The organism is Chromobacterium sp., from assembly GCF_041912965.1.
GTDB classification, from domain to species: Bacteria; Pseudomonadota; Gammaproteobacteria; order Burkholderiales; family Chromobacteriaceae; genus Chromobacterium; species Chromobacterium aquaticum.
Genome location: NZ_JAYSGF010000006.1, coordinates 96,436 through 121,592 on the forward strand (window position 1 = coordinate 96,436; position 25,157 = coordinate 121,592).

The window sequence follows — 25,157 nt, forward strand, 5'->3', positions numbered from 1 at the left end:
CAATCAATGGATTTGAAAGAATACAAAATGTCTGACATCAAGAAAGTGGTACTGGCTTACTCCGGCGGTCTGGATACTTCGGTGATTCTCAAGTGGCTGCAGGACACCTATCAGTGCGAGGTGGTGACCTTCACCGCCGACATCGGCCAGGGCGAAGAGGTGGAGCCGGCGCGCAAGAAGGCGGTGTCGCTGGGCATCAAGCCGGAAAACATCTTCATCGACGATCTGCGCGAGGAATTCGTCCGCGATTTCGTGTTCCCGATGTTCCGCGCCAACGCCGTCTATGAGGGCGAATACCTGCTGGGCACCTCGATTGCGCGGCCGCTGATCGCCAAGCGTCAGATCGAGATCGCCAATCAGGTGGGTGCCGACGCGGTGTCGCACGGCGCCACCGGCAAGGGCAATGACCAGGTGCGTTTCGAGCTGGGCTATTACGCGCTGAAGCCGGACGTCAAGGTGATCGCGCCGTGGCGGGAATGGGATCTGCTGTCGCGGGAAAAACTGCTGAACTACGCGGAAACCCACGGCATCGACATCAGCAAGAAAAAGAACGGCGGCAGCCCGTACTCGATGGACGCCAACCTGCTGCACATCTCCTACGAAGGCACGGTGCTGGAAGACCCGGCGGCGGAGCCGGAAGAGGATATGTGGCTGTGGACGGTGAGCCCGGAGAACGCGCCGGACCAGGCCGAATACATCGAGCTCAGCTATGAGAAGGGCGACATCACCGCCATCAACGGCGTGACGATGAGCCCGGCCCAGGTGCTGACCGAGCTGAACCGCCTTGGCGGCAAGCACGGCATCGGCCGGCTGGACATCGTGGAAAACCGTTATGTGGGCATGAAATCCCGCGGTTGCTACGAAACCCCGGGCGGCTCCATCATGCTGAAGGCGCACCGCGCGATAGAATCCATCACCCTGGACCGCGAAGTGGCTCATCTGAAGGACGAGTTGATGCCCAAGTACGCCAAACTGGTCTACACCGGCTACTGGTGGAGCCCGGAGCGCCTGATGTTGCAAGGCATGATCGACGCCTCCCAGGCCACGGTCAACGGCTGGGTGCGGCTGAAGCTGTACAAGGGCAATGTGATCGTGGTGGGCCGCGAATCCAAGACCGATTCGCTGTTCGACCCCACCATCGCCACCTTCGACGAAGACGGCGGCGCCTACAATCACGCCGACGCGGCCGGTTTCATCCGCCTGAACGCGCTGCGGATGCGGATTGCCGGCAACGCCAAACTGAAACGCGGCTAAAGCCCCGCGCTTGGCCCAATAAGCCCCCGCTGGGGGCTTTTTTCATGAAACAAGATATGGAAATCAATAGTCATCGATCCAATGCCTGGATCCCCTGGGCCTTTGTGCTGCTGTGGAGCACCGGCTTCATCGGCGCCAAGCTGGGCCTGCCTTTCATCGGCCCATTCACCTTTTTGGCGATACGTATGGGCCTGACCCTGCTGTGCTTCGGCGCGCTGATCGCCTGCTTCCGGCCCGCCTGGCCCGGGCTGGCGGCGGCCAAGCATCAATGGGCTTGCGGCGCGATGCTGCACGGCCTCTATCTGGGCGCCAGCTTCGCCGGCATCAAGCTGGCGGTGCCGGCCGGCATCACCGCGCTGATCGTCGGCCTGCAGCCGATACTGACCGCGATATTGAGCTGGCTGATGGGCGAGCAGCGGCTGAGCCGCATGCAATGGCTGGGCCTGGCGATAGGCTTTGGAGGCGCGCTGCTGGTGGTGCAGGGTGGCAAGGGCTTGCAGTTAGGCGCCAATCCCGGCTTGTGGCTGACCGCGCTGGCCTTGTGCGCGATCACCGCCGGCACCTTGTACCAGAAACGCTTCGGCCAGGGCGTGCATCCGCTGACCGGCGCCTTCCATCAATACTTGGCGGCCTTCCTGATCACCGGCGCGTTGGCGCTGGGGCTGGAGCGCGGCGACGCCATCCACTGGAACGCGCAACTGGCGCTGGCCCTGGGCTGGAGCGTGCTGGCGCTGTCGGTGCTGGCCATCCTGCTGCTGATGCGCATGCTGAAGGACGGCGATGTCAGCAAGGTGGCCAGCTATTTCTACCTGACGCCGGGCCTGGCCGCGGTGCAGGCCTGGTGGCTGTTCGACGAACAGCTGAGCCTGCTGGCGGTGGCCGGCATGTTGTTGGCCGCGCTGGGCGTGGCCCTGGTGTTGCAGCGGCTGCGCAGGGCGTGGTAATTCCGCCACGCGCTTAGCGCGGCGGCTTGGCAGCCGGACCATGGCGCGTTGTTGGGACTCGGACGGGTCCTTACTCTATGTGAAAAATAATAATTCTCATTCTCATATGGAGCCCGTCATGAAGCTTAGCATTGTTTCCCGCGCCCATCTGCGTCCGCCCAGCCTGTATTCCGCCCTGGCCATGGCGACATCCTTCGCCGCGCCAGCCTGGGCGGAAGCCGAGCGTTCCGCGGCATCGCCGCTCACGCTGGGCACGGTCACGGTAACGGCCGCGCCAGACGCAGGGCCCAAGGTCGATCGTTCCGGTTCCGCCAAGATTCCGGTGCCGCTGCTGGATGTGCCGCAGACCATTACCGTGCTGCCACAGCGCCTGTTGCAGGAGCAGAACGCGCAAAGCCTGCGCCAGGCTTTGTCGAATGTGCCCGGCATCACCTTCAACGCCGGGGAGGGCGGCGCCGGTTCGGGCGATAGCATCAATATCCGTGGCTTCAGCGCCAATGCCAATATGCAGCTGGACGGTTTGCGCGACAGCGCGCAAAGCTATCGCTCCGATTTGTTCAATCTGGAAGCGGTTGAGGTAATCAAGGGGCCTAACTCAGTGTTCGGCGGCGCCGGCACCACCGGCGGCAGCATCAATATGGTCAGCAAGCAGCCCAAGCCGGATGCTTTCACGGAACTGAGCGCGGGCCTGGGAACTGATCAGTACCGTCGGCTCACCATGGACAGCAATCAGCGGCTGAGCGAGGCCGCCGCCCTGCGTCTGAACCTGATGGCGCACCGGAACGATGTGCCGGGCCGGGATTTCATCGATGCCAAACGTTGGGGCGTCGCGCCGTCGTTGAGCTTGGGCATTGATGGACCCACCAAGCTGACGCTCAGCTATCTGCACCAATACGACGACAAGTTGCCGGACAACGGCGTGCCCGCGCTCAACGGCAAGCGCTTGGCCGGGGTATCGCGCAACGCTTATTACGGCTGGCGCAATCTGGACAAGGACCAAGCCACGGCGGATGCCGTGACCGTGAAACTGGAACATCGTTTCGCCAACGAGGTCGAGCTGCAGAACCTGATGCGTCATGCCCGCTTGGAGCGCGATACGGTGTTCTCCGGCGCTCGCGTCAGCGTGGGCGGCAAGCTGCCGCCAGACCGCTATTTGCCGGCTGGGCCTCAGGGCTACGGCCGGGAAACCAACAATACGATGTGGATCAACCAGACCAATATCACCACGCGTTTCGCCAGCGGCAGCTGGCGGCACACGCTGGTGTCCGGCGTGGAGATCTCCCGCGAGACATATGATCGCCAAGGCTATGGCTATGCGCTGAGCGCGCTGTTCCCGGCCGATGGTTATCCGTTGAGCAATCCTCCCGGTTATTGGAGCGGCCCGGTTCGGCGCGAGTCCACCGACCGCTTGGACGCTAGTTTGGAGGTCAAGGCCTTGTACGCGCTGGATCATATCGAGCTGAGCCCGCGCTGGGATCTCGGCCTGGGTTTGCGTTATGACTGGATGGACGGCAAGGTCAACACGGTTTCGGCCGCCGGCGCGGCGAGCGAGGCGAGCAGTTCCGACCGCAAGCTCAGTGGCCGGGCAGGGCTGGTGTTCAAGCCGGCGGAAGCAGGCCGGGTTTATCTCTCTTACGGTACGTCCTTCAATCCTTCGGCTGAGTTTCTGGCTGCCAATGGCAGCGGCCTGGACCGGGCGACCGCCAATCTCGAGCCGGAAAAAAACCAGACGGTGGAGCTGGGTAGCAAATGGGAGGTGCTGGATGGCGGACTGGCGCTGACCGGAGCGTTGTTCCAAGTGGACAAGGACAATGCGCGCGAGCGGCTGGCCGACAATAGCTATGCGATGACGCGCAAGCAGCGGGTGCGCGGGCTGGAACTGGGCGCCAGCGGCAAGCTGACCGGGAATTGGGGCTTGTTCGCCAACTACGCCTACCTGGACGGCAAGACGCTGCAGGCCGATGCGGCCAGCGGGCAGGCCGGCGAGGCGCTCGCCAATACGCCGCGCCATGCCTTCAATCTATGGACGACGTATGCGCTGCCCGCCGGTTGGAGTCTAGCCTACGGCGCGCGCTATATTGGCGAGCGCAAGGTCACTTCCGCCGGAGGCGGCAGCCTGGATGCTTATTGGGTGCACAGCGCGATGCTGGGATATAAGCTGAACCGCCGGCTGAGTTTCCAGCTCAATCTGGAGAATCTGGGCGACAAGGCCTATGTCGAGCGCGTGCGCCAACAGGCGGGGGGCGGCGCCCAGACTTCCTTGATCGAGTACGGCGACGGCCGCTCCGCGGTCTTGTCCGCCGTGTACAAGTTCTGAGGAGGCATTGAGCCGGAGGGCGATGGCGAGTATCTTATTACGGCCAGGTGGGGCTGAGGCTCAAAGACCCCGCCGGCTCGTGATTGGCTGTGGACTCAAAGGACAACAAGTGTCGGAAGAACAATTCACCAATATTTCCATGATCGTGTGCCTGGGCGGCCTGATCATTTTCATGGGCTTCATCATCTGGGACCTGGGCAAGAAGGCTCAGGCCGGCAAGATGGGCATGTTCATCCTGTTCCTGGTGCTGGGCTTCGGCGTGTCCGGCTTCCTGTTCAAGAATGTGCTGGTGGAGTTCCTGATCCAGAAGTGAAGACCCGCGATAGCGCGAACAGCCGGCAAGCTTGCTTGCCGGCTTTTTTATGGCCCTGGAAAACTCGCTAGCCGCTAGTGACCGCGGTCCAGTATCAGCTTCAAGCCCAGCGCGATGAACACGCTGCCGGCGATGCGGTCCAGCCACTGGCTGGCGCGGCGGCTCTTGGACAGCCATTGGCCGATGGTGCCGGAGAAATAGCCGAGGCAGCCGAAAATCAGCGCGCCTTGCAGCGTGAAAACCAGGCCGAGCACGGCGATCTGCAGCCCGGCCGGACCCTGGGCCGGATTGACGAATTGCGGCAGGAAGGCGAGGAAGAACAGCACCACCTTGGGGTTGATCGCATTGGCGATCAGGCCTTTGCGGAAGGTGACGGCCAGCGGCGCGGCGTCCCGCCCGGCGGCGCCGGCCTGGAAGCTGGCGCCGGGGCTGCGCAGCGCCTGCCAGCCCAGATAGATCAGATAGCCGCCGCCGGCGAATTTCAGCAGCGTGAAGGCCAGCGGGGAGGCGGCGATCAGCGCGCTGACGCCGAGCGCGGCCAGCACCGTGTGGTTCAGGCAGCCCAAGGCGCAGCCCAGGCCGAAGGCCATGCCCTGGCGGCGGCCGCGGGCGATGCCCTGGCTCAGCACCATCAGATTGTCCGGGCCGGGCGACAGGGTGATCAGCATCGCGGCGGCGGTGAAGGCGAGCAATTGTTCCGGGGTGACGAGCATGGGCTTCTCTAGCGGTGGTTCGTGTCCGGATGATTCCGCATTTGCCGCCGGGAGACAAGCGCTTTGTCCGGCCGCGCCGGTCTCCCTTGGACTGCGCGTTCAGCCGGCCTCGTCCAGCGCGCTTTCGATTTCGCGGATATGCGCTTGATGGCCCTGAATGCGCTGGCCGGTGGGCGGTCCCTTGAATTGCTTGCGCACGCCCAGCGCGAACCAGAACAAGGCCAGCACCAGCAGCAGCGCGACGGTCAGGTACAAGACCTTCTCATTCGGCGGCTGGATGCCGACGAAGACCAGCACCGCGCCGCCCAGGGTGGCCAGCGCGGCGATGGGCTTGGACGCCCGGCCCAGATCGAACGGCCCCTTGTGGGTCCAGCTGCGGCCCTCGGCGAACAGGCCGGCGGCGGACGGCAGGATGTAGGAGATGTACAGGAACACCGCGGCGCCGGTGGACAGCACCAGGAAGGCGTCGCCGTACAAGGTGGCGGCGATGGCGAGCGCGGCGCTGACCCAGATCGCCGGGCCCGGGGTGCGGTGTTGCGGATGCACCTGGCGCAGCCAGCGCGAGGCCGGCAGGCCGCCGTCGCGGGCGAAGGCGTACATCATGCGCGAGGTGGAGGTCAGGCAAGCCAGGCCGCACAGATAGTTGACCAGAAAGATGCCTATGCCCAGCGCCGCCTTCAAGGCCGGCGGCAGCGCGCTCAGCAGCAGATCGAAAAAGCCCATGCCGGCCTTGACCCCGGCGCCCAGGTCCGGCAGCACCAGCACGAAGGCGCAGATCATCAGATAGCCGAACACGCCGGACCACAGCACCGAGCGCAAGATGCCCTTGGGCACATTGCGCGCCGCTTCGCGGGTTTCCTCCGAGGTGTGGGCGGAAGCGTCGTAGCCGGTCAGGGTATAGACGGTGAGCAGCAGGCCGGCCAGGAACACCATCACCGTGTTGTCCATCCGCGGCCAGGCGCCGCCGTCGGCGCCGCTATAGTTGTGGAAGGTCCACAAGCGGGAGAAATCCAGCGGCCCTGGCGCGTAGATCAGCAGCGACACCACCAGGGCCAGGGTGACGACGAAGATCAGATAGCCGGACAGATCGGTCAGCCGGGTGGTGAGCTTGATGCCCAGATGGTTGAGCCAGGCCTGGCTCAGCGCCACCACGGCGAGGAACAAGGTCTGCTGGCCCCAGCCCAGCTGTTCCGGATTCAGGCCAAGCAGCGGCGCGACCAGGGTTTTGAAGAAGGGATCGTAAACGCCGAAATTGACCGCGGCGGTGACGAAGATCAGTCCCAGCAGATTGATCCAGGCGGTGGTCCAGCCCAGGCCCTTGCCGCCCAGGATGGACGCCCAGTGGTAAAGCCCGCCGGCGGTGGGGTAGGCGGAGGCGATCTGGGCCATGGCCGCGGCGACGATGGCGGCGAAGAGCGCGCCCAGCGGCCAGCCTATGCCGATGGCCGCGCCGCCGCCGGCGCTGAGTCCGGCCGGGAAGGCGGTGATGCCGCCGGCCAGCACGCAGATGATGGAAAAGGAGATGGCGAAGTTGGAAAAGCCGCTCATGCGTCGGGACAACTCCTGAGCGTAACCCATGCTGTGCAACAGTTTCTCGTCCTCGCCGACGGGCGCGGACTCATGCCGAACTGGTTCCATGATGTTCCTCTCTCATTGTGCATGTCTGTGGTTTTCCGCCTGGGCGCGCGTGCGCGCCGGCGCCCGAACGGCGGCGGAGGCCGGCCGGGCCCTGGCCCGGTGATCCGGGCTTCGTGTCTATTTCAGAAGCGAGGCGCGGCGGCGCTCAGCCGGGCGGCGGCGTTCCGCTCATGGTGACCAGCGCGTCGAACAGCCTTTGCTGGCCGCTGTCGCGCTCGGCGGAGAGCTCGGGGTGCCATTGCACCGCGATCAACTGGGGAAAATCGGCGATTTCTATCGCCTCTATCACGCCGTCCGGCGCCCAGGCCACCGGCACCACGCCGTGGCCGGGGCGGTCTATCGCCTGGTGGTGCCAGGACTGGGTGAGGACCTCGGTGCCGATCAGGCCCGCCAGGCAGGAATCGGCGGCGACGCGCACCGGGTGCGGCGTCGGCACGCGCGGCGGCGCGCGATGGGGCACGGCCTCGCCCACCACGTCCGGCAGGTGCAGGTGCAGGCTGCCGCCCAGCACGGTGTTGAGGATTTGCAGGCCGCGGCAGATCGCCAGCGTCGGCAGCTTGCGTTGCAGCAGCGCGCGCGCCAGCGCGATTTCGGTGGCGTCGCGCTCCGGGCTGAGGTTGTAAATGGTCGGGTGGCCGTCGCGGTCGAAGCGGGCCGGATCGATGTCGCCGCCGCCGATCAGCACCACGCCGTCCAGCTTGTCCAGCCAGCCGTCCACCATCTCCGGGCCCAGCGCCGGCAATTGCACCGGCGCGCCGCCGGCGCGCACCACCGCCGCCACGTATTCCAGAGGCGTGTGGTAGCCGTGCTCGGGCGTGGCCGGGTAGGTGGTCAGGCCGATCAGCGGGCGCCTCATCACAGCCTGCCTTGCTGCGCGGCGAGGAAGATCGCGCGGTAGTCGTCGGCGGACAGGGGCAAGGGGTTGCCGCCGTCGCTGGGGTCGGCCTTGGCCATGCGGCCGATGTCGGTGGCGGCGTCCGCGCCGATGCCGATCTCCGCCAGGGTGTGCGGAATGCCCAGGCCGGCGCGCAATTGCAGCACCCAAGTGAGGAAACCGTCGAAGCTGGCGTCGGCCAGGCCCAGGTAGCGGGCGGCGGCGCTCAGCCGTTCGGCTATCGCCGGCCGGTTGCGCACCAGCACATAGGGCAGCAGCACGGCGTTGGCCAGGCCGTGGTGGGTGTCGAACACCGCGCCGATGGGATGCGCCAGCGCGTGCACGCCGCCCAGGCCTTTCTGGAAGGCGGTGGCGCCCATGATGGAACAGGACAGCATCTGGGCGCGGGCCTCCAGATTGCCGCCGTCGGCGTGGGCCGCCGGCAGCCAGTCGTGCGCCAGCCGCATGCCTTCCAGCGCCACGCCCTGGGCGATGGGGTGGTAGAACGGGGAGCAGAAGGCTTCCAGATTGTGCACCAGCGCGTCGACACCGGTGGCGGCGGTCAGCGCCGGCGGCAGGCCGACGGTCAGTTCCGGATCCGCCAGCACCAGCTTGGGCAGCATGGACGGATGGAAGATGATGACCTTGCGGTGCGCGGCTTCGTCGATGATCAAGGACGCTCGGCCCACCTCGGAACCGGTGCCGGCGGTGGTGGGCACAGCCAGCGTGGGCGCGACGCCGGCGGGATCCACGCGCAGCCAGTTGTCGCCCACGTCCTCGAAGTCCCACAGCGGGCGTTTTTGTCCGGACATCAAAGCGATGGCCTTGCCCACGTCCAGCGCGCTGCCGCCGCCGACGGCGACCACCCCGTCGTGGCGGCCGTCGCGGAAGGCGGCGACCCCGGCGTCGATGTCGCGGCCCACCGGATTGGGGCGCATATCGCTGAACAAGGCCGTCTCCAGACCGGCGTCGCTCAGCAAGCTCCGCAGCCGGGCCAGCATCGGCAGCCGGGCCAGGCCGGGGTCGGTGACCAGCAGCGGGCGGCGCATGCCCAGTTCGCGGCACAGCGCCGGCAGCTCCACGGCGCGGCCGGCGCCGAAGCGGATGCTGGTCGGATAATTCCAGTTGCCTTGCAGTTGCATCGGCTTACCCCTTGAGATGGAAGGATTTGACCCGGGTCAGCTGCTGATAGCCCAACACGGACAAGGACACGCCGCGGCCGGTGTCCTTGACCCCGGTCCAGGCCAGTGCTGGGTCCAGGTAGTCGCAGCGGTTCATGAACACGGTGCCGGTCTCCAGTTGCTGGCCCAGGCGGACGGCGGCGTCGCGGTCCGCGGTCCAGATCGATGCGGTCAGGCCGTAGGCGCTGTCGTTCATCAGCCGCAGCGCCTCCTCGTCGGAGTCCACGGCCATGATGCCGATCACCGGGCCGAAGCTCTCCTCGCGCATCACGCTCATGGCGTGGTCCACGTCCACCAGCACCTGCGGCGCCAGATAGGCGCTGCCCGGCGCGTCGGCGGCGAAATGGCCGGCCGGAATCAGCGCGCGCGCGCCGGCGGCCAGCGCCGCCTGGATCTGGCCGCGCACGAAGTCGGCGGCGCCGGCGCGCACCATGGGTCCCAGATTGGTGTCCGGGTCCAGCGGATGGCCGAAGCGATAGGTCCGGGTCAGCTCGACGAAGCCGTCGACGAAGTCGCGGTAGCGTCCGCGCTGCACATAGATGCGTTCGATGCCGCAGCAGGACTGGCCGGAATTGAAGAAGGCGCCGTCCACCAGGTTTTCTATCGCCGCCGGCAGGTCGGCGTCGGCGCGCACATAGGCCGGGTCCTTGCCGCCCAGTTCCAGGCCGACGCCGATGAAGCGCTCGGCGGCCGCCCTTTGCACCGCGCGGCCGCCGCTCACCGAGCCGGTGAAGGCGACGAAGTCGATCTCCGGTGCGGCCGTCAGTTTCAAGGTGGCGGCATGGTCCAGCTCCAGGGTCTGGAACACGCCGATGGGCAGGCCGGTGGCGGCGCAGGCCTGGCGGAACAGATCGGCGATCAGCGGGGTTTGCGAGGAATGCTTGAGCAGCACGCAGTTGCCGGCGGCCAGCGCCGGCGCGATGGTGTTGATGGCGGTGAGGAAGGGGTAGTTCCACGGCGCCAGCACCAGCACCGTGCCCAGCGGTTCGCGGCGCAGCCAGCGTTCGAAGCCGGGCTTGGGCGCGGGGTGGAGGTCGGCCAGCGCTTCCTCGGCGATGTCCAGCATATGGCGCGCGCGCTCGGCCAGGCCGCCGATCTCGCCGGGGGACTGGCGGATGGGCCGGCCTATCTGGCGGGTGATGGCGTCGGCGCAGTCGCTCTTATGGGCGATCAGCCAGTCCACCGCCCGGCCGATCAAAGCCTTGCGTTCGGCCAGCGGCGTGGCGCGCCAGCCGGCCTGGGCGGCGCGGGCGGCGTCCAGCGCGGCCTGGGTCTGGACCGGGCTGGTGTAGCCGCGCTGCAGCAGGCTGGAACCGTCCAGCGGGGTGATGACGGAGTAGTTTTCGCTCATTTAGATGATCTCGAAGTAGCGTTTCAATTCCCAGTCGGTGACATGGCGCTGGAACTCGCGTTCCTCCCATTCGCGGGTGGCGGCGAAGTGATCGACGAAGTCGTCGCCGAACCAGTCGCGGGCGGCGGCGGAGCCGCGCAGCGCCTGAGCGGCCTCCCACAAGGTGCGGTGAAGTTTCAAATGGGGCGGCGCGTCCAGCAGATAGCCGTTGGCGCTGACCGGTTCTTCCGGCTCGATCCGGTGTTCGATGCCGTAGAGGCCGGCGGCCAGGCCGCTGGCCAGCGCCAGATAGGGGTTGCTGTCGGCGCCGGGCAGGCGGTATTCGACGCGTTGCGATTTGGCGCTGCCGGGAATCGCGCGGATGGCCACGGTGCGGTTGTCCACGCCCCATAGCGAGCTGGTGGGCGCCCAATAGCCGGGCACCAGCCGGCGGAAGCTGTTGACCGTGGGCGCGGCCAGGCTCATGAATTCCGGCATCAGCCGCTGGATGCCGCCGATGAAGTGGCGCATCGCGTCGCTGATCGCGTGCTCGCGGCCCGGTTGGTGGAAGGCGCTGTCGCCGCCGTCGCGGCGGCGCAGCGAGATATGGATGTGGCCGCCCTGGCCGGATTGTTCCTGGTGCCACTTGGCCATATAGCAGAGCATGCGGCCCTGTTTCTCCGCCAGCACCTTGGAGAAGGTCTTGAAACAGACGGCGTTGTCGGCGGCGCGCAAGGCGTTGTCCACGCACAGCGCGGCTTCCAGCGCGCCGGGTCCGGTTTCCTCGTGCAGGCCTTCGATCGGCATCTGCATCCGCTCGCACAGGTCCAGCAGCGCGCGGTAGAAGTCGGTGTTCACCGAGCTGCGCAGAATGGAGTAGCCGAAGGCGCCGCTGCCCAGCGGCTTGGGTTCTTGGTACAGCCGCTGCCGCAGTGCTTCGTGTTCTTCATCGACCGCCAGAAACTCGTATTCGAAGCCGGCCAGCACGTCGAAGCCCATGGCGCGCGCGCGCTCCAGCACCCGGCGCAGCAGGCCGCGCGGACAGAGGCTTTCCAGCCGGCCCACCACCTCGCCCTGGACGAAGATCATATCGCCTTCCAGCGGCAGGTCGCGGCAGGATTCGGGAATCAGCCTCACCTCGGCGTCGCCGTAGCCGCGGCCCCAACCGGTGAGCAGGGTGTTGTCGTACAACTTGTCGCCCACGTCCCAGCCGAACACCACGTCGCAGAAGCCGAAGCCGCCTTCCAGCGCGCACAGGAATTTGTCGCGCGACATGTATTTGCCGCACATCACCCCGTCCATGTCCACCAGGCCCACCTTGATCTGACTCAGGCGGCGTTCTTCGATCAAAACCTTCAAATCCGCGATTGTCTTTACGTCGCGTGCTTCCATCGCTGTCTCTCCCTGATTGCCGCGGTCTGACTTCCCCGATACCGGCAGAGCGTTCATCGTCTGGCTTGCAACTGTCTGTTTTGGCGGTGGTTTGTCGCTGCCTTGTGGGCTGCTTTCTTGTCGCCTTCATGTTGTTTGGGTAGTATTATTCGTTAAAAAAAAATGAATCAAGCCAAATTTGTAATAAATATTAGAATCAGGGCGGCGGTGTGGGCGCAATGACACAATGCCGTTTTTACACCGGCGCTGTTATGCTGCGCGGCACGAGGGCAGTCGTGCATCGCCAAAGGGGCAACAGAATGAGCCAAAGCCGCTCGATAGCGGAGCAAGTCCGCGCGCTGTTCGAAGCGCTGACCCCCACCGAACGCAAGGTGGGACGGGCGCTGCTGGCCAACTATCCGGTGGCCGGCCTGGAAACCATCGCGCAATGGGCGCAGCGCGCCGACGTCAGCGGCCCGACGGTGCTGCGCTTGATCGGCAAGCTGGGTTTCGACAATTACGCCGCTTTCCAGTCCGCGCTGCGCGCAGAGCTGGAATTGCGTTTGCAATCGCCGCTGATGCGCCATGATCCGGGGCAGTTGCAGGGCGATCACGATTTTCTGGCCAGCCACGCCGAGCGTATCGCCGAGCTGATGCGCCAGACCGCGGCCCAGGTGCCGCGCGCCGAGTTCGACGGCGCGGTGGACCTGCTGGGCGAGCGCAAGCACCGGATCTGGCTGCTGGGCGGGCGGTTGACCGATCCGCTGGCGGCCTATCTTTGCCACCATCTGAAAGTGGTGCGGCCGGACGTGGTGCATTTGCGCGGGGTGCCGGCAAGCTGGGCGGATTCGCTGGTGGACATGGGCCGGCCGGATGTGCTGGTGATCTTCGACATCCGCCGCTACTGGGACGACGCGCTGCGCATCGCGGAAATGGCGGCGCAACGCAAGGCCAGCGTGCTGCTGTTCACTGACCAGTGGCTGTCGCCGGTGGCGCGCGTGGCGCGCTACACCTTGGCGGCGCACACCGCCGGTCCGGCCGGCTGGGACAGCAACACGCCGCTGATGATGCTGGTGGACGCGGTGATCGCCGCCTTGAACGCGCGGCACTGGGACCGCATCAGCGGCCGGCTCAAGGAGGTGGAGGCGATGCGGGCGCGTTTGGGCGAAGGCGGCGAGGGCAACCAACGGGCGGCCGAGTGACAAGGGCGGAGCCAGCCTCTAAAATGTCGGCATCAAGCATTATTAGGAATATTTCATGCCGTCTTTCGATATCGTGTCCGAAGTGAACAAGGTGGAAGTGCGCAACGCCGTGGAGCAGGCCAATAAAGAGGTGTCCACCCGTTACGACTTCAAGGGCAGCGACGCCCGCATCGAAACCGGGGACAAGGAACTGACCTTGTACGCCGACGCCGAGTTTCAACTGGACCAGGTCAACGACATTCTGGTGAACAAGCTGTCCAAGCGCGGCGTGGACGTGCGTTGCATGGAGTACGGCAAGCTGGAAAAAGTCAGCGGCAACAAGGTGAAGAAAGTGCTGACGGTGAAGGAAGGGCTGGAATCCGACCTGGCCAAGAAAATCGTCAAGCTGATCAAGGACGCCAAGCTCAAGGTGCAGGCCAGCATCCAGGGCGAGGCGGTGCGCGTGTCCGGCGCCAAGCGCGACGTGCTGCAGGAATGCATCGCGTTGATGCGCAAGGAAATCGCCGACGACAAGGAAAACGGCTTCCCGCTGCAGTTCAACAACTTCCGCGATTGAACGCCGCCGCGCGACATGAACACGCGCGAAATGAAAAAAGGAGCCGACAGGCTCCTTTTTTCATGACTGCTCCGCTTTAACAGGCTGCGGCGCGGCGTAGCTGCAGCCGCTCCCATACCAGCCGCGCCTGCTGCTCCTCGGCGGCGCCGGTGGGCGGCAGCGGCAGCCGGCATTGGCCCACCGGCAGACCCTGCACCCGCAGCATGGCTTTCACCGACATCGAAAACACCGAGGCGTCAGTGTTGGAGAAGGCGAAGGACTCCTGCAGGCCGGCGTTGACGCGCCGCGCCTGCGCCACGTCGCCCTGTTCGAAGGCGGCGATCATGCGGGCGAACTCCGGCCCGGTCCAGTGGGTGGAGGTGCCGACCACGCCCACCGCGCCCACCGCCAGCAAGGGCAGGGTCAGCGCGTCGTCGCCGGAATAGAGCGAGAAGTGCTCGCCGGCGGCGGCCAGCAGCGCGGCCGCCGCGGCCGGGTCGCCGGTGGCGTCCTTGAAGGCGACGATATTGTCCACCTCGCGGAACAGCCGCAGCAGCACATCGGCGGCGATGCGGCGGCCGGTGCGGCCCGGCACGTCGTAGACCATCAGCGGCAGGCGGGTGGCCGCGGCCACCGCGCGGAAATGGGCTTCGATGCCGGCTTGCGGCGGGCGGTTGTAATAGGGGCCGACCACGAAGACGCCGGCGGCGCCCAGGCCGGCGGCCTCGCGCGTCAGCGCGATCGCGTGTTCGGTGTGGCTGCTGCCGGTGCCGGCCAGCACCGGGATGGTGACCGCCTCGCTGACCGCGCGCACCAGATCGCGGCGTTCCTCGTCGCTCAGCGTCGGCGCCTCGCCGGTGGTGGCCGCCACCACCAGGCCGTCGCTGCCGTTGGCTGCCAGATGTCTGGCCAGTTGCCGCGCCGCGTCCAGATTCAGCCGGCCGGCCTCGTCGAAGGGCGTGACCATGGCGGTCAGCACCTTGCCCCAATGTTCTGTCATTTTGCTTCCTTTGTTCTTCTTGGCCGCCTTGGCGGCGGCTGCGGCCGATTCTACTCCTTATTGCGACGCCTTTCCCGCGGTTTCAGCCCAGGCAGGCCTTGAGCGCCGCTTCCAATTCCGGGCGCAGCGCCGCGAGATCCGCGCTCGGCCCTTGGGTCAGCAAGGCCTGCGAAATGCTTCCGTAGCAAAGACAGTGAGCCATGCGCGCGGCGGCGTCCAGCCGCGGCGGCGGCTCGGCGGCGGCGGCCAATGCGGCGCGCCAGATGTCCACGTATTGCTGGTAGTGGCGGCGGTAGGCGTCCATCGGGGAGACCCGGCGCTCCAGCAGGAACAGCGCGTTCCAGGCCGGCGCCTGGCGTTGGATCGTGTCCAGTTGCAAGGCCAGCAGCGCGGCGGCGATATCGCGACGATCCGCGCCGCGGCGGGCGGCGGCGCATTGGCGCAGCGCGCCGGCCAGCGCGTGCACATGCTGATGGATGCACAGCGCGGCCAGGCCGTCCATATTGCGCACGTACTGATAAAAGGTGCCGACCGCCACGCCGGCGACGGCGGCCACCTCGCGCACCGTGGTTTTGGCGTAGCCGCGCGTGAGCAAAACCTGAACAAAGGCCTGTTGCAGCGCGATCAGGCTGGCGCGCGAACGCGACTGGCGCGGACGCCGGCGCGTGGTCGGCGCGGCCTGTTCGGCTTGCTGAGCCGCGGTGGGGGAAACCCGAACATGTCGCATCGCCGCTTTCCTTATACTTTCGTCATGGCCGCGAACGCGGCGCGAGGAGACGGAACGATGATCTGGCAAACCCATGAAGTGAGCAACCAGTACGAAGAACTGGCGGATTACTCGCTGTACGACAGCGACCCGGCTTTGCGCGAGGCGCTGCGGCGCGCCGACGCGGGCTGGGCCGAGGCCGGGCTCAGCGCCTACGGCGAGCGCCTGGGGCGGGCGGACAGCTTCGAACTGGCCGAGCAAGCCAACCGCCATGCGCCGGAGTTGCGGGCTTTCGACCGCCGCGGCCGTCGCGTCGACCAGGTGGATTCCCACCCGGCCTGGCACCAGTTCTTGGCGCTGTATCGTGAGCAAGGCCTGGTGAGCATGCCTTTCGACAGCCAGCGGCCGGGCCGCTGGACCGCGGCGATGGCCGGCCTCTATCTGCATGGCCAGGTGGAGGCAGGCAGCTTGTGCCCGGCGACGATGACCCAGGCCGCGATTCCCTTGCTGCGGCGCGAGCCGGCGCTGTGGGCGCAGTTGGGCGACAAGCTGTTCAGCCGCGTTCACGACAGCCGCGACCTGCCGCTGGAGCGTAAGGCATCGGCCTGGATAGGCATGGGCATGACCGAGAAGCAGGGCGGTTCCGACGTGCGCGCCAATACCACCCAGGCGACGCCCTTGGGCGCCGGCGGGCGCGGCGGAGAATACCTGTTGCGCGGCCATAAGTGGTTCTGGTCGGCGCCGATGTGCGACGCCCACCTGGTGGTGGCCAAGACCGCCGACGGCGCGCCGTGCTGCTTTTATCTGCCGCGCTGGCGGCCGGACGGCGAGCGCAACGCGGTGAGGATCCAGCGTCTGAAGGACAAGGTGGGCAATCGCAGCAACGCCGGTTGCGAGGTGGAGTTCCAGGACGCCTGGGGCGTGCTGATCGGCGAGGAGGGCCGCGGTATTCCCACCATCATTGAAATGGCCGGCTACACCCGGCTCAACTGCGTGATCGGCAGCGCCGCGCTGCTGCGCCAGGGCGCGGTGCAGGCGCTGGCTTATGCGCGGCGGCGCATGGCCTTCGGCAGGCGGCTGGCCGAGCAGCCGCTGATGCGCGCGGTGCTGGCGGACCTGGCGCTGGAAAGCGAGGCGGCGCTGCAATTGGCGGCGCGGCTGTCCGAAGCCTTCGAGCGCGATGACGAGCCGGCGCAGCGCGCTTGGAAACGCATCATCACGCCGGCGGCCAAGTTCTGGGTGTGCAAGCGCGCGGTGGAGCTCAGCGGCGAGGCGATGGAAGTATTCGGCGGCAACGGTTATGTCGATGGACCAATGGCGCGGCTATACCGCGAAGCGCCGTTGAATTCGATCTGGGAGGGCTCCGGCAATGTGATGTGCCTGGATCTGATCCGCGCGCTGCAGCGCGAGCCCGAGGCCTGGCAGGCGCTGCTGGCGGATTTGACCGACTTGTCCGGCGGCGAGCCGGTGTTGATCGCGGCGCTGGCGCAATTGCGCCAGCTGGCGGCTAGGCCGGCCGAACTTGAGCCTTTGGGGCGGCGTTTCGCCCAATTGCTGGCGCTGACGGCGCAGGCCTGCCTGCTGGCGCGCCATGCGCCGTCGGCTTCGGCCCAGGGTTTTATCGCCAGCCGTTTGGACGATGGACAATGGGGACGGGTGGCCGGCGCGCTGGACGGGAGCCGGCTGGATATCGCGGCCATCCTGCAGCGCGCCTTGCCGGATTGAGACGGGGCAGGCTCGCCGGCAGGGATGGGCGGGTATCGTCAGCTGCGTTCCAGTTCCGGTGCCGCGCGGCGGCTCATCTTGGCCTGCAACTGCATCAGGCCGTAGAGCAGCGCTTCGGCGGTGGGCGGGCAGCCGGGAATGTAGATGTCCACCGGCACGATAGTGTCGCAGCCGCGCACCACCGAATAGCTGTAGTGGTAGTAGCCGCCGCCGTTGGCGCAGGAGCCCATGGAGATCACATAGCGTGGTTCCGCCATCTGGTCGTAGATCTTGCGCAGTGCCGGCGCCATCTTGTTGCTCAGAGTGCCGGCAATGATCATCAGATCGGCCTGGCGCGGGCTGGCGCGCGGAATCGCGCCGAAACGGTCCATATCGTAGCGCGCGGCGGCGGCCTGCATCATCTCCACCGCGCAACAGGCGAGGCCGAAGGATAGATACCACAGGCTGCCGCCGCGCACGCGGGCGAATAGCTCATCGGCCCGGGTCAACACATAGCCGTCGGTCTTGAGTTCGGAAAAGGCGAGGGCGTTTTGCATGGCGCGGCTCCAGGAGGCAAGGAAATGGCGATAGTGTGCCGCCATCGCCCGTTCCCGGCTTGTACCGAGTCGCCATGCCGCCGTGTCAGCGCGCCGCGTCCGGCACCCGCACCCAGCCTTCCATCAACACCCGCGCGCTGCGGCTCATTACGGCCTTGGTCACGATCCAGGCGCCGCCTTCCTGGCGTGCTTCGGCGCCGACGCGCAAGGTGCCGGACGGATGGCCGAAGCGCACCGCCTGGCGCTCACCGCCACCGGCGGCCTGGTTGACCAGGGTGCCGGGAATCGCCGCGGCGGTGCCTATGGCCACTGCGGCGGTGCCCATCATCGCGTGGTGCAGCTTGCCCATGGACATGGCCCGCGCCAGGAGGTCGATGTCGGCGGCGCGCACCGGCTTGCCGCTGGACGCGAGGTAGTCGGCCGGCGGCGCGACGAAGGCGAGCTTGGGCGTGTGCTGGCGGCTGGCGATTTCGTCCAGCGTCTTGATCAGGCCCATCTTCAGCGCACCGTGGGCGCGTATGGTCTCGAGGCGGGTCAGCGCCGCCGGATCGGCATTGATCGCGTCCTGCAGCTCGGCGCCGCTGTAGCCGATGTCGGAGGCCTTGACGAAGATGGTGGGGATGCCGGCGTTGATCAGCGTGGCCGGGAAGACGCCGACGCCGGGCACGTCCAGCGTGTCCACCAGTTGGCCGGTGGGGAACATCGCGCCGCCGTCGCCATCGCCCTCATCGGCCGGGTCCAGGAACTCCAGCGCGATCTCGGCGGCGGGAAAGGTGACGCCGTCCAGTTCGAAATCCCCGGTTTCCTGCACCTGGCCCGCGGTGATGGGCACGTGAGCGATGATGGTCTTGCCGATATTGGCCTGCCAAATGCGCACCGTGCAGATACCATCGGCGGGAATGCGCGCCGGATCGAGCAGGCCGCCGGCGATGGCGAAGGGGCCGACCGCGGCGGACAGATTGCCGCAGTTGCCGCTCCAGTCGACGAAGGCCTTGTCTATGCCGACCTGGCCGAACAGATAATCGACGTCGTGATCCGGCCGCGAGGACTTGGCCACGATCACGGTCTTGCTGGTGCTGGACGTGGCGCCGCCCATGCCGTCGATCTGCTTGCCGTAAGGGTCCGGGCTGCCGATCACGCGCAGCAGCAGCGCATCGCGCGCCGCGCCCGGCTGCTGCGTGGCTTCCGGCAGGTCCTGCAGTCGGAAGAACACCCCCTTGCTGGTGCCGCCGCGCATATAAGTAGCGGGGATGCGGATCTGGGCGGGTTGAGTCATATGCTGTTTTTCCTGTGCTTGTGGCGGTTCCATGGTCGGGACGCCGCTGTGTTCATTGTGTCCGGGTGTTTAGCGCTTGCCAGATCGCTTCTAGGACTGTGTCCTGATTGTGCAGAATATCGTTGTTCCAGAAGCGCATGATTCTGAAGCCCTGCGCCTGCAGCCAAGCGTCGCGCGCGGCGTCGCTGTGGCTTTCATGATGCTGGCCGCCGTCCGCCTCTATGATTAGCCGCGAGCCGAAGTGGACGAAATCAACGATGTAGGGGCCGATAGGCTGTTGGCGGCGGAATTTCTCGCCATTCAGCCGGTGGGCGCGGAGCTGCTTCCAGAGTCGCTGTTCGGCGTCGGTCATATTGCGCCGTAAGGACTTGGCGAAATCGAGCTGGCGCATACCCCTCTCCCGCAGGGGGAGAGGGGCTTGCTGAGCTGCTGACAGTTAACCTGCCTACCTTACCTTATTGGCAAACCAAGCGATGGAATCGTCGGCTCATGCCATAAATAAAATGAAGTTGAAAGTCTCCCCTCTCTCGCGGGGGGAGAGGGGCTTGATGAGCTGCTGACAGTTAGCCTGCGTGCCTTACCTTGTTGGCAAACCAAGCGATGGAATCGCTGGCTCATGCCAGAAATAAAATGAAGTTGCAAAGTCTCCCCCTCCCGCGAGGGAGGAGAGGTTTGTTGAGCTGCTGGCAGTTAGCCTGCGTGCCTTAACTTGTTGGCAAGTCAAGCGATGGAATCGCTGGCTCATGCCAGAAATAAAATGAAGTTGAAAGTCTCCCCTTCCCGCGAGGGAGGAGGGACTTGCTGAGTTGCTGGTAGTTAGCCTGTGTGCCTTGCCTTATTGGCAAACCAAGCGATGGAATCGCCGGTTAATGCTAGAAGTAAAATAAAGTTGAAAGTCACCCCTCTCCCCTTGAGGGAGAGGGGCCGGGGGAGAGGGGTTCAGCCTCCCGCCCCCTCCAAGAAGTCCTGCGCGAAGCGCTGCAGCACGCCGCCGGCCTCGTAGATCGACACTTCTTCCGCGGTGTCCAGCCTACAGGTCACCGCCACTTGCTCCGTGCCGCCGTCCTTGCGGTGGATCAGCAGCGTCAGCTCGGCGCGCGGCTGGCGCTGGCCGATCACGTCGTAAGTCTCGCTGCCGTCCAGCGCCAGCGTCTTGCGGTTGACGCCGGGTTTGAACTCCAGCGGCAGCACGCCCATGCCGATCAGATTGGTGCGGTGGATGCGTTCGAAGCCTTCGGCGACGATGGCCTCGACGCCGGCCAGGCGCACGCCCTTGGCCGCCCAGTCGCGCGAACTGCCCTGGCCATAGTCGGCGCCGGCGACGATGATCAGCGGCTGCTTGCGCCGCATATAGGTTTCGATCGCCTCCCACATCCGCATCGTCTTGCCTTCCGGCTCCACGCGCGCCAGCGAGCCCTGGCGTACCGAGCCATCCTCGTTCAACACCATTTCATTGAACAACTTGGGGTTGGCGAAGGTGGCGCGCTGCGCGGTCAGGTGGTCGCCGCGATGGGTGGCGTAGGAATTGAAGTCCTCCTCCGGCAAGCCCATTTTCGCCAGGTATTCGCCGGCCGCCGAGTCCAGCAGAATGGCGTTGGACGGGGACAGGTGGTCGGTGGTGATGTTGTCCGGCAGGATGGCCAGCGGGCGCATGCCGCGCAGCGTGCGCGCGCCTGCCAGCGCGCCCTCCCAGTACGGCGGGCGGCGGATATAGGTGGATTGCGGCCGCCACGCGTACAGCGGGCTGGCCTTGGCGGCGGTGTCGCGCCGGATGGCGAACATCGGCTCGTAGACCTGGCGGAAATGTTCGGGCTTGACCGCCTGGCGCAGCACCGCGTCTATTTCCGCGTCGTCCGGCCAGATGTCCTTGAGCCGGATTTCCTTGCCGTCGGCGACGCCGAGCACGTCTTTCTCGATATCGAAGCGCATGGTGCCGGCGATGGCGTAGGCGATCACCAACGGCGGCGAGGCCAGGAAGGCCTGCTTGGCATAGGGGTGGATGCGGCCGTCGAAGTTGCGGTTGCCGGACAGCACCGCCGTCGCGTACAGATCGCGTTCCATGATTTCCCGCTGGATCTTGGGCTCCAGCGCGCCGGACATGCCGTTGCAGGTGGTGCAGGCGAAGGCGACGATGCCGAAGCCCAGTTGTTCCAGCTCGGACAGCAGCCCAGCTTCCTTCAGATAGAGCTCAACCGCCTTGGAACCCGGCGCCAGCGAGGACTTGACCCAGGGCTTGCGAACCAGGCCCAGCCGGTTGGCCTTGCGCGCCAGCAGGCCGGCGGCGATCACATTGCGCGGGTTGGAGGTATTGGTGCAGCTGGTGATGGCGGCGATGATCACCGCGCCGTCCGGCATCAGGCCCTGAGCTTCCTGCGCGCGCGCCTGCTCCAGATTGACGGCGATGCCGCGCTCGGCCAGCGCCGACACCGGCAGCCGCTTGTGCGGATTGGACGGGCCGGCCAGGTTGCGGCCGACGCTGGACAGGTCGAAGCGCAGCACTCGCTCGTACACTACGTTTTGCAGCGTGTCCGCCCACAGGCCGGCGGTCTTGGCATAGCTTTCCACCAGCCGGACCTGTTCGTCGCTGCGGCCGGTCAGCTTCAGGTAGGCGATGGTCTGTTCGTCGATGAAGAACAGCGCCGCGGTGGCGCCGTACTCCGGCGCCATATTGGAGATGGTGGCGCGGTCGCCCAGGGTCAGCGCCGCCGCGCCCGGGCCGTAGAATTCCAGATAAGCGCCAACCACTTTCTGCTGGCGCAGGAATTCGGTCAGCGCCAGCACCACGTCGGTGGCGGTGATGCCTGGGCCGGGCTTGCCGGACAGCTCCACGCCGACGATGTCCGGCAGCCGCATCCAGGAGGCGCGGCCCAGCATCACGTTTTCCGCTTCCAGGCCGCCGACGCCGACGGCGATCACGCCCAGCGCGTCCACGTGCGGGGTGTGGCTGTCGGTGCCGACGCAGGTGTCAGGGTAGGCCACGCCGTGGTCGGCGTGGATCACCGGCGACATCTTCTCCAGATTGATCTGGTGCATGATGCCGTTGCCGGCCGGGATCACGTCGACATTGTCGAAGGCGCTCTTGGTCCACTCGATGAAATGGAAGCGGTCCTCATTGCGCCGGTCTTCGATCGCGCGGTTCTTTTCGAAAGCCTGCGGATCGAAGCCGCCGCATTCCACCGCCAGCGAATGGTCGACGATCAATTGCACCGGCACCACCGGATTGACCTGGGCCGGATCGCCGCCCTGATCGGCGATGGCGTCGCGCAGGCCGGCCAGATCCACCAGCGCGGTCTGGCCCAGGATGTCGTGGCAGACCACGCGCGCCGGGAACCAGGGGAAGTCGCGCTCGCGCTTGCGGCAGGCGATCTGCTCCAGGCATTCGTCCAGCAACGCCGGCTCGCAGCGGCGCACCAGGTTTTCGGCGTGCACGCGGCCGGTGTAGGGCAGCTGCTCCCAGGCGCCGGGGCGGATGGCGTCGATGGCGGCGCGGGCGTCGAAATAGTCGAGCCCGGTACCGGGCAGGGGGATGCGGTAAGCGGAATTCATCATGTTTCAACCAAAGGAAGTTCAGCGGCGGGGCCGGCGGCCCCGCCATGGCGGTTCAGCGTTTGTCCAGCGGCACGAACACCTGGTCTTCCGGGCCGGTGTAATTGGCGCTGGGGCGGATGATCTTGCCGTCCTGGCGCTGCTCGATCACGTGCGCGCCCCAGCCGCTGGTGCGGGCGATCACGAACAGCGGGGTGAACATGGCGGTGGGTACGCCCATCATGTGATAGCTGACCGCGGAAAACCAGTCCAGATTGGGGAACATCTTCTTGATGTCCCACATCACGGTTTCCAGCCGTTCGGCGATATTGAACATCTTGCTGTCGCCGGCGGACTTGGACAGTTCGCGCGCCACTTCCTTGATCACCTTGTTGCGCGGATCGGAAATGGTATAGACCGGATGGCCGAAGCCGATCACCACCTCCTTGCGTTCCACGCGCTCGCGGATGTCGGCCTCGGCCTCGGCCGGGGTTTCGTAGCGCTGCTGGATGTCGAAGGCCACTTCGTTGGCGCCGCCGTGCTTGGGGCCGCGCAGCGCGCCGATGGCGCCGGTGACGGCGCTGTAGAGATCCGAGCCGGTGCCGGCGATGACGCGGGCGGTAAAGGTGGAGGCGTTGAATTCATGCTCGGCGTATAGATTGAGCGAGGTGTGCATCGCGCGCACCCATTCCGGCGACGGCTTCTCGCCGTGCAGCAGGTGCAGGAAATGGCCGCCTATGCTGTCGTCGTCGGTTTCCACCTCGATGCGCTTGCCGTTGTGGCTGAAATGGTACCAGTACAGCAGCATCGAACCCAGACTGGCCATCAGCCGATCGGCGATGTCGCGCGCGCCGGCCAGATTGTGATCGTCCTTTTCCGGCAAGGCGCAGCCCAGCGCGGACACGCCGCTGCGCATCACATCCATCGGGTGGGCGCTGGCCGGCAGCGCTTCCAGCGCGGCCTTCACCGCCGCCGGCAGGCCGCGCAGCGATTTCAGCTTTTTCTTGTAGCCGACCAGCTCGGCCTTGTTCGGCAGCTTGCCGTGCACCAGCAGATAGGCCACTTCCTCGAACTCGCAACGGCCGGCGAGATCGAGGATGTCGTAGCCGCGGTAGTGCAGATCATTGCCGCTGCGGCCAACTGTGCACAGCGCGGTATTGCCGGCGGCGACGCCGGACAGGGCTACGGATTTCTTGGGTTTGATGCCAACAACGGTTTCGCTCATGGTTTTCTCCTGATCGCAGACCTGTGGAACAATTATTTTTCGTAGAAAACAGCCAGCCAGACGCTGTCCCGCTCCGGGGCGGTCCAGGCCACGCGGTGGCGTTGGCGCGGCGCTATGGCCACGCAATCGCCCGGCTCCAATCTGAGGCGCCGCGGCGGGTCCTGGTATTCCAGCTCCGCCGCGCCGGACAGCAGCAGCACCCATTCCGCCTCATCCTGTTCATACCAGAACCCATCCGGCGAAGAATGGCCGCGGGAAACGATGCGCTCGACGCGAAAGCCTTTGCCGCCGCTGAACAAGGTTTGCAGCAATTCTTCCGGCAACTCTTCCGGAATGTGGCCGAACAGATTACTCGGCGTCATGGCCTTCCTGGCGGAACAGCGCGTCCAGTTTCTGTTCGTAGGCGTGGTAGTCCAGGTGCGCATAAAGATCGGCGCGCGTCTGCATTGTGTCCAGCACCGCCTGTTGGCCGCCGTCGCGACGGATCGCGCCGTAGACGCCGAGCGCGGCCTGGCTCATCGCGCGGAAGGCGGACAAGGGGTAGAGCACCAGGCCGACGCCGTGTTCGCCCAGCTCGCGGGTATTGAACAACGGGGTGGCGCCGAACTCGGTGATATTGGCCAATACCGGCACTTTCACCGCCTCGGCGAAACGGCGGTACATCGCCAGCTCGGTCATCGCCTCCGGGAAGATCATGTCGGCGCCGGCTTCGACGCAGGCGACGGCGCGTTCGATGGCGGCATCCAGCCCCTCCACCGCCAGCGCATCGGTGCGCGCCATGATCACGAAGCCGTCGTCGCGGCGCGCGTCCACCGCCGCCTTGACGCGGTCCACCATTTCGTTCTGGCTGACGATGGCCTTGTTGGGGCGATGGCCGCAGCGTTTTTGCTGCACCTGGTCCTCGATGTGCACCGCGGCGGCGCCGGCCTTCTCCAGGCTGCGGACCGCGCGGGCGATATTGAAAGCGCCGCCCCAGCCGGTGTCTATGTCCACCAGCAGCGGCAGCGCGCTGGCGTCGGTGATGCGGCGCACATCGATCAGCACGTCTTCCAGCGTGGTGATGCCCAGGTCTGGAATGCCGCAGGAGCAGGCGGCGACGCCTCCGCCGGACAGATACAGCGCTTTGAAGCCGGAGTGTTCGGCCAGGCGGGCGGCATAGGCGTTGACCGCGCCCACCACTTGCAGGGGATGTTCGCTTGCAACTGCTTGGCGGAAGCGTTGGCCGGGGGTGCTCATTGCAATGGATTCCTAAGTAGTGATCTGAGACAAGGACGCCGGGGCTCAGGCCGGCGTCGGCGCATTGCCGAACACATGTAACGCCAATGTCATTCAAGCAAGTGCTTGGTAGGAGTTTAAAGGCTGCTTTGCGCGCTGGCAATACGGCTAAAACAAATGTTCAAGTTTCAGTCCAGGTCTGTTATGTTTCGCTGCTGAATCGCGTGGGGGAACTCATTGCAAGCGCTGTGGTCTAGTCACAGTCCACATAAACGAC

The 25,157-nt window shown here is 66.0% G+C and carries 22 protein-coding genes; 7 read left to right on the top strand and 15 right to left on the bottom strand.

Annotation, left to right across the window (positions count from 1 at the left end):
- Positions 1-27: 27 nt before the first annotated feature.
- From ACE3QM_RS04935 to ACE3QM_RS04950, 4 genes are all read left to right on the top strand, one after another.
- The gene (locus ACE3QM_RS04935) at positions 28-1,254 is read left to right on the top strand and encodes an argininosuccinate synthase (RefSeq protein ID WP_048410844.1); all 1,227 of its coding nucleotides are present in this window, start codon (positions 28-30) and stop codon (positions 1,252-1,254) included.
- A gap of 56 nt (positions 1,255-1,310) precedes the next feature.
- Complete coding sequence (locus tag ACE3QM_RS04940) at positions 1,311-2,198, top strand: DMT family transporter (protein ID WP_374420656.1); 888 nt, start codon at positions 1,311-1,313, stop codon at positions 2,196-2,198.
- A 118-nt stretch (positions 2,199-2,316) separates the two neighbouring features.
- A complete protein-coding gene (locus ACE3QM_RS04945) occupies positions 2,317-4,515 on the top strand; it encodes a TonB-dependent receptor (protein WP_374420657.1) in 2,199 nt (732 codons plus the stop codon).
- 109 nt (positions 4,516-4,624) lie between these two features.
- The gene (locus ACE3QM_RS04950; protein WP_019099892.1) at positions 4,625-4,828 is read left to right on the top strand and encodes a DUF2788 domain-containing protein; all 204 of its coding nucleotides are present in this window, start codon (positions 4,625-4,627) and stop codon (positions 4,826-4,828) included.
- A 74-nt stretch (positions 4,829-4,902) separates the two neighbouring features.
- Here the strand turns inward: ACE3QM_RS04950 and ACE3QM_RS04955 are convergent, their stop codons facing one another.
- The 6 genes from ACE3QM_RS04955 to ACE3QM_RS04980 all read right to left on the bottom strand — a co-directional run bounded on the left by ACE3QM_RS04955 (position 4,903) and on the right by ACE3QM_RS04980 (position 11,923).
- Entirely contained in the window at positions 4,903-5,541 is a 639-nt protein-coding gene (locus ACE3QM_RS04955; RefSeq protein WP_374420659.1) for a LysE family translocator, read from the bottom strand.
- Between the two features lie 99 nt (positions 5,542-5,640).
- On the bottom strand, positions 5,641-7,179 hold the full coding sequence (locus ACE3QM_RS04960) for an amino acid permease (protein ID WP_374420661.1): 1,539 nt from the start codon (positions 7,177-7,179) through the stop codon (positions 5,641-5,643).
- Positions 7,180-7,324: 145 nt separating this feature from the next.
- Positions 7,325-8,035 (bottom strand): gamma-glutamyl-gamma-aminobutyrate hydrolase family protein, encoded by a 711-nt coding sequence (locus ACE3QM_RS04965; RefSeq protein WP_107799420.1) that lies wholly within the window; start codon positions 8,033-8,035, stop codon positions 7,325-7,327.
- A complete protein-coding gene (locus ACE3QM_RS04970) occupies positions 8,035-9,195 on the bottom strand; it encodes an iron-containing alcohol dehydrogenase (RefSeq protein WP_374420664.1) in 1,161 nt (386 codons plus the stop codon). Before ACE3QM_RS04970 ends, ACE3QM_RS04965 begins: the two co-directional genes overlap by 1 nt.
- A 4-nt stretch (positions 9,196-9,199) precedes the next feature.
- Positions 9,200-10,585, bottom strand: a complete 1,386-nt coding sequence (locus ACE3QM_RS04975; protein WP_374420666.1) for an aldehyde dehydrogenase family protein — start codon at positions 10,583-10,585, stop codon at positions 9,200-9,202.
- Complete coding sequence (locus ACE3QM_RS04980) at positions 10,586-11,923, bottom strand: glutamine synthetase family protein (RefSeq protein WP_374420668.1); 1,338 nt, start codon at positions 11,921-11,923, stop codon at positions 10,586-10,588.
- 332 nt (positions 11,924-12,255) lie between these two features.
- Between ACE3QM_RS04980 and ACE3QM_RS04985 the strand changes: the two genes are divergently transcribed.
- Together ACE3QM_RS04985 and ACE3QM_RS04990 are read left to right on the top strand one after the other, a co-directional pair.
- Complete coding sequence (locus ACE3QM_RS04985) at positions 12,256-13,137, top strand: MurR/RpiR family transcriptional regulator (protein WP_158274281.1); 882 nt, start codon at positions 12,256-12,258, stop codon at positions 13,135-13,137.
- Positions 13,138-13,192: 55 nt separating this feature from the next.
- On the top strand, positions 13,193-13,693 hold the full coding sequence (locus tag ACE3QM_RS04990) for a YajQ family cyclic di-GMP-binding protein (RefSeq protein ID WP_019099884.1): 501 nt from the start codon (positions 13,193-13,195) through the stop codon (positions 13,691-13,693).
- Between the two features lie 76 nt (positions 13,694-13,769).
- Here ACE3QM_RS04990 and dapA read toward each other — a convergent pair whose 3' ends face one another.
- Both dapA and ACE3QM_RS05000 read right to left on the bottom strand, forming a co-directional pair.
- Positions 13,770-14,672, bottom strand: a complete 903-nt coding sequence (gene dapA / locus ACE3QM_RS04995; protein ID WP_374420672.1) for a 4-hydroxy-tetrahydrodipicolinate synthase — start codon at positions 14,670-14,672, stop codon at positions 13,770-13,772.
- A gap of 82 nt (positions 14,673-14,754) precedes the next feature.
- Positions 14,755-15,399 carry a TetR family transcriptional regulator gene (locus ACE3QM_RS05000; protein WP_374420674.1) on the bottom strand — a complete coding sequence of 215 codons (645 nt, stop codon included), beginning with the start codon at positions 15,397-15,399 and terminating at the stop codon, positions 14,755-14,757.
- Between the two features lie 57 nt (positions 15,400-15,456).
- Between ACE3QM_RS05000 and ACE3QM_RS05005 the strand changes: the two genes are divergently transcribed.
- Positions 15,457-17,103 carry an acyl-CoA dehydrogenase family protein gene (locus ACE3QM_RS05005; protein ID WP_374420675.1) on the top strand — a complete coding sequence of 549 codons (1,647 nt, stop codon included), beginning with the start codon at positions 15,457-15,459 and terminating at the stop codon, positions 17,101-17,103.
- Between the two features lie 38 nt (positions 17,104-17,141).
- Here the strand turns inward: ACE3QM_RS05005 and ACE3QM_RS05010 are convergent, their stop codons facing one another.
- From ACE3QM_RS05010 to prpB, 7 genes are all read right to left on the bottom strand, one after another.
- Positions 17,142-17,639 carry an NADH-quinone oxidoreductase subunit B family protein gene (locus ACE3QM_RS05010; RefSeq protein ID WP_048410795.1) on the bottom strand — a complete coding sequence of 166 codons (498 nt, stop codon included), beginning with the start codon at positions 17,637-17,639 and terminating at the stop codon, positions 17,142-17,144.
- 85 nt (positions 17,640-17,724) lie between these two features.
- Positions 17,725-18,915, bottom strand: a complete 1,191-nt coding sequence (gene prpF, locus ACE3QM_RS05015) for a 2-methylaconitate cis-trans isomerase PrpF (protein WP_374420678.1) — start codon at positions 18,913-18,915, stop codon at positions 17,725-17,727.
- Between the two features lie 52 nt (positions 18,916-18,967).
- Positions 18,968-19,306 carry an endonuclease domain-containing protein gene (locus ACE3QM_RS05020; protein ID WP_269326094.1) on the bottom strand — a complete coding sequence of 113 codons (339 nt, stop codon included), beginning with the start codon at positions 19,304-19,306 and terminating at the stop codon, positions 18,968-18,970.
- Positions 19,307-19,854: 548 nt separating this feature from the next.
- Entirely contained in the window at positions 19,855-22,464 is a 2,610-nt protein-coding gene (acnD, locus tag ACE3QM_RS05025; protein WP_374420680.1) for a Fe/S-dependent 2-methylisocitrate dehydratase AcnD, read from the bottom strand.
- Between the two features lie 52 nt (positions 22,465-22,516).
- Positions 22,517-23,665, bottom strand: a complete 1,149-nt coding sequence (gene prpC, locus ACE3QM_RS05030) for a 2-methylcitrate synthase (RefSeq protein WP_374420682.1) — start codon at positions 23,663-23,665, stop codon at positions 22,517-22,519.
- 32 nt (positions 23,666-23,697) lie between these two features.
- Entirely contained in the window at positions 23,698-24,027 is a 330-nt protein-coding gene (locus tag ACE3QM_RS05035) for a cupin domain-containing protein (RefSeq protein WP_374420685.1), read from the bottom strand.
- Positions 24,014-24,901 carry a methylisocitrate lyase gene (gene prpB / locus ACE3QM_RS05040; RefSeq protein WP_374420687.1) on the bottom strand — a complete coding sequence of 296 codons (888 nt, stop codon included), beginning with the start codon at positions 24,899-24,901 and terminating at the stop codon, positions 24,014-24,016. Before prpB ends, ACE3QM_RS05035 begins: the two co-directional genes overlap by 14 nt.
- Positions 24,902-25,157 lie beyond the last annotated feature (256 nt).